The following is an 11,708-nucleotide window of genomic DNA, read 5'->3' on the forward strand; positions in this document are numbered from 1 at the left end:
TTACACCAAGTGACATGGTATCTATCTTCGATGAAGACTACACGAGGATCATAGCCATAGACCCATTCTCCGATCTCCTTGTCATCACACTCAAAGCGCAGAGGCTCATGGTTGATATTCCAGTGGATAGCATCATCGCTGAAGCCAACATGTAGGCGCATACGCCTATTGGTGTCATCACAACGGAACACCCCTGCATACCCCTCACCGAAGCGGACGACAGCACTATTGAAGATGCTATTTGAGGTAGGTAGTAGGTCACGTGGGATGATGGGGTTCGCGCTGTAGCGCCACATTACATCTTGGCAGCCACTAGGGCGGTCTTCCCAGGGCATATCGGGTAGGGCTTGTCCTACGATCTTGATCTTGCTCATTCAGTTCTTATTATTACAGTAAATATCATCTAGATTAGGCAGCCTTCTGCTCCTTGTGTACAAAGGGAAGGCGAGCAGCCATGAGTATAGCTGGTAGAGTAACCACCATGACGAGGATAAAGAAGCTCTGATAGCCTAGCTTCCCGACGAGCCAGCCACTGATCATCCCAGGTATCATGACACTGAGGTTCATCAGACTATTGGCGAAGGCATAGTGTGCCATCTGGTACGGGCCAGGGGCTATCTGCTGCATCATGAATAGGGTGATACCTACGAACCCAAAGCCGTAGCTGAAGTATTCGAAGATAATCCCCGTAGCGAGCCATCCAAGCCCCTGAGGCTGGAAGATGGCGAAGAGTAGATACACGGCGAAGGGGATGTTGAAGATGCAGACCAGTGAAAAGAGCGTCTTCTTGAGCCCAAACTTAGCGATGTAGTAGCCCGAGAGGATGGAGCCGAGGATAAAGGCGATCGTGCCTGCCGTGCCGTAGATGAGGCCGTAGTGCTCGTTGCTCAGCGCCAGTCCGCCCTTGTCCAGCCCATCCTTGAGGAAGATAGGGGCAATCTTCATCGCCAGCCCTTCGCCGAGGCGATAGAGGAAGATGAAGCCTAGGTAGAGCCATATATAAGGCTTGGTGAAGAAGCTGCGGAGGATCTCCATCAGCTCCTTGAGCCCCTCGTCGGCACTCAGCCGATCGCGCTTGGGCTCCTGGGGGAGTACCACCATGTGATAGAGAGCCAGTAGCAGCATGATGCCCGCGCAGATGCCCATGATGACCATCCAGGCCTTGGTAAGCCCGAGGCTCTTGGAGAGCGTCCCCGCCAGATAGACGAGGCCGCCATTGGTGAGGATCTTGGCTAGGTTATAGAAGGCACCCTGCCAGCCCGCGTATACGCCCTGCTCCTGGGTGCTGAGCTGCTGCATGTAGACGCCGTCGCCAGCGATGTCGTGCATAGACCCGCTGATCGCCATGACGCCCATGATTCCTACCGTCACGGCAAAGAAGCTCGGCAGTGGCAGAGCAAATGAGACGAGCCCAAACATCAGCGCCGTCACGGCCTCCGTCATATAGACGTACTGGCGCTTGGTGCCGAAGAGCTCCATGCAGAGGCTGAAGAGGGGCTTGAGCGACCAGGGGAGCACCAGCAGCGAGGTCCATAGCGTCACGTCCTTCTTGTCTACCCCGAGGTCGGTGAACATCAGTACCGAGACGAGCGACAGGGCTACGTAGGGGAGCCCCATACCGAAGTAGACGCTAGGCACCCATGCGATGGGATTGAATCGTTTTGCCATTGTGCTGGAGCTTTAGTCCTGCTGCTGGCGCGCCGCCTGCAGTGTGTTGAGCATCAGGGAGACGATGGTCATAGGCCCTACGCCGCCTGGGACAGGCGTGATGAAGCTAGCCTTGGGCGCTACCTCCGCGAAGGCGACGTCTCCCGAGAGGCGGAAGCCGCTCTTCTTCGTTGCGTCGGGTACACGCGTCGTACCTACGTCGATGATCACCGCTCCGGGCTTGACCATATCACCGCGCAGGAACTCGGGGACGCCCAGTGCCGCTACGATGATGTCGGCCTGCAGGCAGAGCTCCTTGATATTTGGCGTACGGCTATGGCAGACAGTGACGGTGCAGTCGCCTGGGTTGCCCTTATGTAGGAGCAGCTGGGCCATAGGCTTGCCTACGATATTACTACGCCCGAGGACGACGCAGTGCTTGCCTCGGGTATCGATCTCGTAGCGTCTCAGGAGCTCGATGATTCCCTGGGGCGTGGCGGAGACGAAGCAAGGGAGACCGATGCTCATACGCCCTACATTGATGGGGTGGAAGCCGTCGACGTCCTTGGCTGGGTCTACGGCCTCGATGATCTTCTGCTCGTCTATATGCTTCGGCAGAGGAAGCTGTACGATGAAGCCATGCACGTCGGGATCCTCGTTCAGCCGCTTGATCTCAGCGAGCAGCTGCTCCTGGGTGACGTCGTCCTCGAAGCGTATGAGACTGGAGCGGAAGCCTACCTCAGCACAGGTCTTGATCTTGGAGGCTACGTAGGTCTCGCTGCCGCCGTCATGACCGACGAGGATAGCGACGAGGTGAGGGGCGGGCTTGCCTGAGGCCAGGCGTGCAGCGACTTCCTGGGCGATCTCCTCCTTGATACGGGCACTGGTCCCCTTACCATCTAGGAGCGTATAGCTTTGTTCTGCCATAGTAATGTGTTTGTATTGTCGAAGCGTAAATGCGTCTCAAAGATAGCTAAAAAAGGACAAAGGACGAGCGGTCAGCCAGCCCCTAGAGGGGATAGCTGACCGCTCGTCCTTGTGGTGCCTGTAGGCTCTGGAGGCTACTTATTGCTTATGCCGAGCTTCTTGGCGATATCGTCGGGCAGAGCCTTGCGGTTGATGACGATGTTCATCGTCTTACCCTTGACGAAGTTGTAGGAGGCATACCAGTGCCCCTTGTACTTACCGGCCTCGCCCCAAGAGTTCTTGACGAGGAAGAACTTACGCCCGTTCTGATTCTTCGCCGTGCCGTAGATGACCATGCCGTGGTCGTCCGTCAGCTCGTAGTTATCGAAGCCCTGCTGGCGGTACTCCTGCGTGGGGTTGATCTCGGGGACGTTAGCCGAGTGGATCACCTTATTGATGTAGCTGGCGCGGTCGTTGACGCTCAGGCCTACCCAGCGAGCCTGGTCGGAGCCCTGCGTCTGGATCTCCTCGAGGTCGGCTAGGACGGCGATCCCGTCGCGGGTGAAGCCGCGCTCACTGACGTCCGAGCCCCAAGCGATGGTGAAGCCCTTGTCAATGGCGTGCTCCATGACGCGCATAAACTCGTCGATGGGCAGGTTGTAGGACTCTGACCAGCGCCAGTTGTCCTCGATCTCGAGGGCGAACTTGGAGTAGAAGGGGTGGTGCGTGAAGGAGGTCAGCGATACGTAGTCGTCCGCGTTGAGCCCGATGGCCTCGGCGTAGCTCTTAGGCGTGTATTTCTTGCCATTGTAGGTGAAGCTCTCGGGGAGCTTGCCCAGGTAGCTGTCGATGATCCCCTCGTAGGCGGGATACCAGGCCGTGGAGAGCTTGCCGTTGGGCTTGGCGATGATGGCGTCGAGGAAGGCCTTGAGCCCTGACTCCAGCTCGCTGTGCTGATTGCGCGTCGTACCGTAGTTCAGCCCCATCATCACCGAGCGGGGTACTGCCCCGTAGTGCTTGAGGACGTAGATTACGTCGTAGAAGGAGCCGCCCTGGCCGTAGTTGAGCTTGCCGTGCAGGCGTACATACTTACGCCCCTTATCGCGGTAGGAGTGGCTGACGACAAACATCTCGGAGAGGTCGAAGTTACCCTTCCCCATACGGATGAGCTCGTCCTCGAGGAAGCTCTGTGCCGAATAGGCCCAGCAGGTCCCTGAGTTTGCTTGGTCCTTGACCGACGTGATACGAGCGTCCTTCACCGTCGTGAAGACGTTGGCCTCGCCATCCGTCTTGGGCTGCTGAGGTGTCTGCGCCCATAGTCCAGCGCTGAGACTCACTACAGCGGCTAGTGCGATTAGTTTCTTCATCTCCTTTTATTCGTTTTGTGTGAAATAGTTTCAGACTAAGGCTCCCCAGGGAGGAGCTATGTGTCCAAAGATAGCTAAATATCTGCTATCGTCCTAATGCGAAGGGTTGCCCGCCTTATCTTGGCGCATCGTGCTACCTATGCCTCATTGCCGCTCTCCATCCGTGAGGGATGAGGGGAGGGGCCTTTACGGACCTTTTCATCCGAAGGCAAGGGAAGGAGTCGAGCCGTGCGTAGGTCTGCTTTCGGCAAGGCAAAGTGGAACTGAAAGAGTGCTGCCAATGCACTCCATATAATGAGGAAGCGGGCTGCGGCTCGTGCTGCAGCTGTGCCAAGGGATAAGGGGGCGGCGCCGTGAGGGATATCAGTCAGAGCGCTGAAGGGCGTCAGTCACGAGCCTCAGGGATAGCAGTCAGCGTACTGAGGGATATCCTTCATGGAGGGGAGACTTAGATCACTGCGACCTGGGGCACTTGGCGCCCCTCGCTAAGCGAGGGCTGCGAGCTAGGCGTCGAGGACGCGCGTGACAAGCTCCTTGTAGAGCTCGGAGCTCGGGATACTAGCGTCTACGCCCTTGGAATAGGCGTCAAGCAGGCGCAGCTGGCGGATGATGGCGAAGACCTGAGCCGCATTATAGTTCGTTCGTGCGAGGTTATAGTCACGGGCAGCGTAGGGCGATATCTTCAGCCCAGAGGCTATGCTGCGCTCGTCCCGAGCACCCATATAGTGCACGGCCATGAGGTTGCTGAAGAAGCCGAAGAGCATGGCGAGGATCTGCTGGATGGGGTGGTTGCGCTCGTTGGCCGAGAAGTAGAAGGCAATGCGATAGGCGCGAGCGGCGTCGCGCTTGATGAGGGCAGACTGCAGCTCGAAGCCGTTGTACTCCTTGCTCACCCCTATATACTGCTCGATCTCATCCAGCCCCACCTGACGCTGCTGCTGGGCACTCAGCGCGAGGGCGATCTTCTCGACCTCGCCTAGGATCTTCTCTAGATCGTTCCCCGTGGCCTCGGCCATGAGGCTAGCTGCCCGCGGGTCGATGGCGAGCTGCTGCTGGGCGAAGCTCTTAGTGATGAAATCGGGGAGCTTGGAGTCATAGATACGGCTGGACTCGTATACGGCACCAGCGGCCTCGAGACGCTTGTAGAGGGCCTTGCGCTTGTCGGGCTTCTTCTTGTAGCACAGCACCAGGCAGGTCGAGGAGGGGAGGGCCTCGAGGTGCTCAGCTAGGAGGTCTAGGTCCTTGATGAGCTGGGCCTCTCGCACGACGACCAGTACCCGAGTGCCCATCATCGGGAAGCGCATGGCCTCAGTGAGTATGTCGCGGGCTCCTACCTCCGCGCCATAGAGCACGCTGAGGTTGAAGTCGCGCTCCTCCTCGGGGATCAGCGTGTCTAGCAGGAGCTGCGCGAGTCGGTCGATGTACAGCGGCTCCTCACCGGCTAGCAGATAGGCGGGGGCAAGGGACTTAGACTTGATCGCTTTGGTCAGCTCATCATAGGTGGGCATAGGGCTCGCATTAGGTGCCGCGAGGGCGTGACTGATTATTTAGGTATCTTAGCGCTTAGTCTCATCTCAGAGACAGCACAAAGATACGCATCATGGAGCTAAACCTGCCTAGCTACGAGCCGCGCCTCAGCCAGCGCTCGGGCAAGACCTATATATATGATGAGCTACGTCGCAAGGCGGTGCGCCTCACCCCTGAGGAATGGGTGCGCCAGCACTTCGTGCACTACCTCCTCAGCTATCTAGGCTACCCCTCAGGGCTGATGATGAATGAGGTGGGGCTAGAGCTTGGGCAGACCAAGAAGCGCTGCGATACGGTCGTCTACGACCGCCAGCTACGCCCGCTGATGCTCCTCGAGTACAAGGCGCCCCAGGTGCTGATTACCGACAAGGTCCTCCAGCAGATCGTCCGCTACAACTATGCCCTGCGCGTCCCCTACCTAGTCCTGAGCAACGGCTTCACGCACTACGCCTGGCGCATCGACTACGAGGGGCAGAGCTACAGCCCGCTGCCGCAGCTGCCCCGCTATACGGAACTCTAGCCTCCGAGACCACAGAAGACTCAGCCCACTACCTTATCTCCCGACCATGGAAGCCTTCCTTCACTACCTCTGGCTACATCAGCGCTACGAGCAGCTCATCCCTACGGGAGCGCTGGCTGGTGCACGCATCGAGGTGCTTGACCCCGGCGAACTTAACCTCCATGCGGGTCCCGACTTCTTCGCCGCCCGCATACGCATCGACCAGCTCCTATGGGTGGGCTGTGTCGAGATCCATCATGCCGCCTCCGAGTGGTTCGCCCATGGGCACCACGCAGACCCTGCCTACAGCTCGGTGATCCTGCATGTCGTAGAGGTCGACAATCGGCAGGTAGCGGGGCTGAATGGCGAGGAGCTACCGACCTGCCTCATCCTCGTCCCCCGCACGCAGCCCGAGGAGCAGGCGGCGCTGGTCGAGCAGCTCTACAGCAGCTCCTCTGCAGCGGCGCTCCTTGACCTCAGTGCCGAGGAGCGCTCCAGCCTCCTCCTCTGCCTCTACCGTGCACGTATGCAGTCGAAGGTACAGGCCTGCGCGCAGCTGTTGGAGCGTGCCTCGGGGGGCTGGGGTCAGTGCTTCTGGGCGCAGCTGCTACGCTACTTCGGCGGCACGCTCAATAGTGAGGCCATGGAGCGTCTAGCCTTTGCTCTGCCGCTGCACCTACTGCAGAAGCACAGCGACCGCCTGGACCAAGTAGAGGCGCTCCTACTGGGGCAAGCTGGGCTCATCGAGGTACTGCCCGAGGGCGCCTATAGGACGCAGCTCGCCGAGGAATATCACTTCCTGCGGCATAAGTACGAGCTTCGCGCGCTAGGAGCAGGCACCTTCCGCCGTGCACGGACGCGTCCCGCCAACCTCCCCGAGCGTCGTCTGCTGCAGGTCGCTGCCCTCCTCACACACCGCGACTTCCTCGGGGATCGCTGCCTGAGAGCTAGGACGCGCCGCGCCCTGCACGAGCTCTTCACGCTACCTGCTGCCGAGGCGGAGGTCGAGGGACAGCCAGCACGGGCTGCGATCACGAGTAGCCTCTGCGACCTTCTGATCATCAATGTCGTCTTGCCCTATCAGGTCCTCTACGCGCAGCGGCAGGAGGGACTGCGGGGCGCTGCCCCAGATCTCGAGCTCCTCAGATCTATCCCTGCCGAAGACAATAGGGTGACGCGCCTCTACCGAGCGGCAGGGCTAGAGCTACGAGATGCCCTCGAGAGCCAAGCTATACTCCAGCTGGAGCACTACCGCGAGGAGCAGGAGCGTGGATTGAAGGGCTAGGCAAAGTCCTTCGATCCCCCATCTGAGACCGAGGTCCCCGGATACAGATCCGCCCCCACCACGAGTCCATAGAAGAGCTCGTAGTGGGGGCGGATGTCCTTTATCCCAAGGTAGCTGCTAGAGCGAGAGCCCGAGGGAGAGGTAGTAGCTGCGGCCTGGGGAGGTCGAGCCCGTGACGTTGAGCGTCTCGGGGTGATAGTCGAAGAGATTGTCTATCCCTGCCCCGAGACGGATATGCTCCCGCCAGGCGATGCCCGCATGTAGGCGGGAGAGGGTGAAGCCCTCATGCCGTACGGCGAGGTAATCCTTGAGGTCGGTATTGTACTGAGCGGTCTCTACGCTGCTCGACCCACGTAGGGTATAGCTAGCGCTGAGGGCGTATCGACCCAGGCGATGCTCCCAGCCGAGCGTGCTGGTGAAGTTGTGCGGGCGCGTGTTGGCGAAGGGAAGCCTACGTCCAGACTTGTTGGTCACGCGGTCGAGATCCCGTAGCCATACGTAGTCCCCAGCGAGGTGGAAGCCTAGCGGCAGACGCCAGCGCAGGCTGGCCTGCAGGTTCAGCAGCTGCGCCTTCGTGGAGGTATTGCGATAGCGCTGCGTGTTGCCGCCGTCCTCCTCGACCATGCTGATGCGGTTCTTGATCTCATTGTAGGAGGCGATGAGGGTGAGGTTGAGCTGCTGCGTCTGCCACTCGGAGGAGAGGCTAAGCATGCGGCTGGTCTCGGGGCGAAGCCCGTCGTTGCCCTTGATGAAGAACATCCCGAGGTGGTCCCAGCTCATGAAGAGCTCCTTGATCGAGGGCGAGCGGAAGCCCTCCGAGTAGGAGGCCCGTAGGCGCATGCGGTCTATGCTGTAGAGTACCGAGAGGCGCGGAGAGAGGTGCCCCCCGAAGCGGCTGTGGCTGTCGTAGCGCAGTCCGCCCACCACGGAGCAATGGTCGCTCGCATGCCACTCCCCTTGGGCGTAGAGCGAATAGAGCTGTGCGCGGCGGGTAGCGCCATCCTCGGAGATGCGGTTGCCCTGCAGGTCCTCGGCGTAGAGCTCGGCGCCGATATTGGCCAGTATCGGTGTGGAGCCCTCCTTACCATAGTTGTACTGCAGGCGTGCCGTATGGGCATGGAAGAGGAATACGGGGCTCTTGCTGCCTACGTAGGTATACCAATAGGAGCGGTCGTAGAGCTCGTTGTTATAGTCCAGACTTAGGCTGGAGCGGTCGGAGAAGGCGTAGTAGCCCTTGCCGCCGATGTTGTGCGTGTGGTAGTGATTGCGCGTGGCACCGTCCTGCTCCTGGTCGCGGAAGCTGTAGCGGACGAAGGCTGAGAGCTCGAGTCGATCCCCCTCGGGGCGGTAGCGAAGGCTCTGGCCGAAGTGCTGAGTCTTGCTCCCCATCACCGCGTTCTGCGCCAGCTGATCGCTCGCCCCGCTACGTGTGGGGATGGTGTAGCCCTTGAGGTCGGTGTAGCCGAGCGAGGTGCTGCTGTAGAGTCCCTTGTAGCGCGCCTGGAGGCTAGCCGTATAGCGCGTCTGTCCCTCACTGCTGTAGTCGAGGCCAGCAGTGGCCTGGAGGCGCTTGCCCGCCTTCTTGGTGATGAAGTTCACCACGCCACCTATAGCATTGGAGCCATAGAGGGCGGAGGCGGCCCCACGGACGATCTCGATGCGCTCGATGGTAGTCATGTCGATGCGATTGAGGTCTACCACCCCGTTCCCCTCGGAGGTGATCTTCTCCCCGTCGATGAGGAAGAGGATGTAGTCCCCCGTCATGCCCTGGATCGACACGCGGTACTGTGCTCCGTGGACGGTGACGTTGACCCCTGGGAGGGTCATCTGCAGGGCATCGGCTGCCGAGCGTGGCTGCACCCGCTCCAGATCCTTGTGGCTGATGACCTGGGTCATGATGGGGAGCTTCTTCAGTAGGCGCGGGGTCTGTGTCCCCGTGACGACGACCTCCGAGATAGCGTAGCTGCGCGCGATGCTATCCTGGGCAGAGGTCTGTGCTGAGAGCTCGGGCGACAGACTGAGCGTCGAGAGGCAGAGGAGAGGTAATACTAAGCGCATGGGGTAGGCGTTAATGGGACGCCCCAAGCACGCGCCAGATCGAGGTCGTGCTTGGGGCATACCGTAGGAGCATGTGGCCTAGGGCCGCATCGCTGCTAGTCGATAGGATATACGTACTGGAGGGTAATGACGGCAGTCACGTCGGCCTTGCCATTGAGGATACCCTTATGGGAGAGTACCTTGACCTTGGCGTGCTTCCCTGAGGCCGTACGCACGACGTAGACCTTGTCGCTGACTACTGTGCTGGGGCCGCCTGTATTGCTTCCGCCGAGGTGTACAGAGAGGTCCTGGACGATGGCGCCGCGGCGGATGATTTTGAAGACAGGCATAGGGCTACCGGGGACCTCCTTGAGCTCACGCGTCGTGGTGAGGACGAGGTTGGCAGGCGTGTTGACGTAGGAGTCGAAGAGGCTCTTCGATGGATTGCCGCCGCCAAAGTGGGGGGAGGCTATGAGCTGGGGCTGCATCTTGTCGGTCTCTACGCTCGTGGGGACGGGGATGGAGGCATTGATATTGGTCTCCGAGGTCTCGTAGGCGCCGCCCTTGCCCGAGCCTGAGGTGCCGCTATTGGTGCGGAACTCATAGCGGTGCAGCCCGAGGTCCCAGCTCTGGTCCTTCTTGATGGCCTCGTCGTCGTACTTGGCGGTCTTGACTACTTTGCCCTGCTCGAAGGAGAAGTACACATAGTCGGTATAGCTGGTCGCGTCGATGACGACGGTCTTGGCATTCGCCTTGGCGGGCTCGTCCTTCTTACTGCAGCTCGAGGCGAAGAGGGCGAGGCTAGCGCAGGCGGCTAGTAGGGAGATTCTTTTGATCATTGCGGTTAGGTGTAATCGAGATATTGAGGTTCCTAAACTACGGGTGCAAAGGTACGCTAGCTCCAGAGCCTTCGCCATACCCTCATGTAGTGATTTCGCTTTCCTCGGCTACCTATCTATAGTTAGCTAGGGCGCTGCCCTTAGCTTGCTGCCGACTGCTCCCGAAGCAAAGGGAGCTCCCCTGAGGGGATCCCCCAATACAATACGGAGTACCGTCCTCTATATCGGTGCGCGCAGCCCCTCCCATATCAGGGGCTCGCTGACTGATATCCCTCACGATGCTGACTGGCATCCATCAGGAGCTTGACTGATAGCCCTCAGCACTCTGATGGATATCCCTCTGCCTCGGGAGAGATAGGGTAGGGCTCGGCCTTAGCCGTGCGGTGCTAGCCTCGAGCCCAAAGGAGCGCACTTGCCAGCCTTCCCCAAGAGCGCTTCTCCTGGGTGCAGAGCACCTGCGGGCTCCCTATGCTCTAGGGGATCATCGCCTTAGCCCCAGGGGGAGGGCGCAGCAAAAAGATTCATGCTCTCTATTGGGAATTTAAGCGCGCTCTTGGGAAAGCCAGTAGATATTCCGTACCTTTGAGCAAAGCGAACTAACAACATCAACAAATCTACCATTACTATGGATCTGATTCAGGACATTATCGATAGAGCTAAGGCTAACCCTCAGCACATCGTATTCCCCGAAGGGACAGAGGAGCGTACACTCAAGGCGGCAGACCGTCTGCTGCGCGACGGCGTCGTCCGCCTAACCCTCATCGGTGACCCCTACGCTATCCGATCTCGCGCACACGACCTCGGTCTACGTAATATAGATAAGGCCGAGCTCCTCGACCCGAAGAAGCACGCCAAGAAGGAAGCCTATAAGGAGCTCCTGCTGGAGCTGCGCCGTAGTAAGGGCCTCACCGAGGAGCAGGCTGCTATCCTCGTCGAGGATCCCCTCTACCTAGGCTGCCTCATGATCAAGGCCGGCGATGCCGACGGCGAGCTAGCTGGTGCGATCAATGCTACGGGGGACGTGCTGCGCCCAGCACTGCAGATCGTCAAGACGACGCCAGGCATCAGCTGCGTCAGCGGTATCTTCATGATGTTCCTCCCCAACAACACCTATGGCGAAAACGGACTTCTGCTCTTTGCAGACTGTGCCGTCATGCCGAACCCCACTGCTACCGAGCTCGCACAGATCGCGATCTCCTCGGCCGAATCGGCCCGTGCCATCGCTGGCATCGAGCCTCGTATCGCTATGCTGAGCTTCTCGACCAAGGGCAGTGCCCACCACGAGATGGTAGACAAGGTCGTCGAGGCTACGCGTCTGGCCAAGGAGCAGGCCCCTGAGCTGCTGCTCGATGGGGAGCTCCAGCTGGATGCAGCCCTGGTCTCCAAGGTCGCTTCGCTCAAGGCTCCCGATAGCCCCGTAGCAGGTAAGGCCAATGTCCTCGTCTTCCCCTCCCTCGAGGCTGGGAATATTGGCTACAAGCTCGTGCAGCGCCTGGCTGGGGCAGAGGCTGTCGGTCCTATCCTCCAGGGTATGGCTGCTCCCGTCAATGACCTCTCGCGCGGCTGCTCCGTGGACGACATCTATCGCATGGTGGCCATCG

9 protein-coding genes and 1 pseudogene are annotated in these 11,708 nt (G+C 59.6%); 3 read left to right on the top strand and 7 right to left on the bottom strand.

Features of this window, described 5'->3' with window-relative positions; translation table 11 throughout:
• From Q0248_RS03345 to holA, 5 genes and pseudogenes are all read right to left on the bottom strand, one after another.
• Nucleotides 1-374: pseudogene (locus tag Q0248_RS03345) on the bottom strand (glycosidase); the annotation flags it as partial.
• A gap of 34 nt (nt 375-408) precedes the next feature.
• Nucleotides 409-1,668, bottom strand: coding sequence for an MFS transporter (locus Q0248_RS03350; RefSeq protein WP_299319731.1), 1,260 nt, complete (start codon nt 1,666-1,668; stop codon nt 409-411).
• A 12-nt stretch (nt 1,669-1,680) separates the two neighbouring features.
• The gene (gene folD / locus Q0248_RS03355) at nt 1,681-2,574 is read right to left on the bottom strand and encodes a bifunctional methylenetetrahydrofolate dehydrogenase/methenyltetrahydrofolate cyclohydrolase FolD (protein WP_299319733.1); all 894 of its coding nucleotides are present in this window, start codon (nt 2,572-2,574) and stop codon (nt 1,681-1,683) included.
• A gap of 134 nt (nt 2,575-2,708) precedes the next feature.
• A complete protein-coding gene (locus tag Q0248_RS03360) occupies nt 2,709-3,920 on the bottom strand; it encodes a C1 family peptidase (protein WP_299319734.1) in 1,212 nt (403 codons plus the stop codon).
• A gap of 503 nt (nt 3,921-4,423) precedes the next feature.
• Nucleotides 4,424-5,428, bottom strand: coding sequence for a DNA polymerase III subunit delta (holA, locus tag Q0248_RS03365; protein WP_299319736.1), 1,005 nt, complete (start codon nt 5,426-5,428; stop codon nt 4,424-4,426).
• 89 nt (nt 5,429-5,517) lie between these two features.
• Between holA and Q0248_RS03370 the strand changes: the two genes are divergently transcribed.
• Both Q0248_RS03370 and Q0248_RS03375 read left to right on the top strand, forming a co-directional pair.
• On the top strand, nt 5,518-5,967 hold the full coding sequence (locus Q0248_RS03370) for a type I restriction enzyme HsdR N-terminal domain-containing protein (RefSeq protein ID WP_299319746.1): 450 nt from the start codon (nt 5,518-5,520) through the stop codon (nt 5,965-5,967).
• 46 nt (nt 5,968-6,013) lie between these two features.
• The gene (locus Q0248_RS03375) at nt 6,014-7,231 is read left to right on the top strand and encodes a DUF2851 family protein (RefSeq protein WP_299319738.1); all 1,218 of its coding nucleotides are present in this window, start codon (nt 6,014-6,016) and stop codon (nt 7,229-7,231) included.
• A 117-nt stretch (nt 7,232-7,348) separates the two neighbouring features.
• Here the strand turns inward: Q0248_RS03375 and Q0248_RS03380 are convergent, their stop codons facing one another.
• On the bottom strand, nt 7,349-9,289 hold the full coding sequence (locus tag Q0248_RS03380; protein WP_299319741.1) for a TonB-dependent receptor: 1,941 nt from the start codon (nt 9,287-9,289) through the stop codon (nt 7,349-7,351).
• Nucleotides 9,290-9,384: 95 nt separating this feature from the next.
• Nucleotides 9,385-10,107: an HmuY family protein gene (locus Q0248_RS03385; protein ID WP_299319743.1), complete on the bottom strand. Its 723-nt coding sequence runs from the start codon at nt 10,105-10,107 to the stop codon at nt 9,385-9,387.
• Nucleotides 10,108-10,732: 625 nt separating this feature from the next.
• Between Q0248_RS03385 and pta the strand changes: the two genes are divergently transcribed.
• A partial coding sequence (pta, locus tag Q0248_RS03390) for a phosphate acetyltransferase (RefSeq protein ID WP_299319744.1) occupies nt 10,733-11,708 on the top strand: 976 nt, incomplete at its 3' end.

Source organism: uncultured Porphyromonas sp. (assembly GCF_938046015.1).
GTDB lineage: Bacteria > Bacteroidota > Bacteroidia > Bacteroidales > Porphyromonadaceae > Porphyromonas.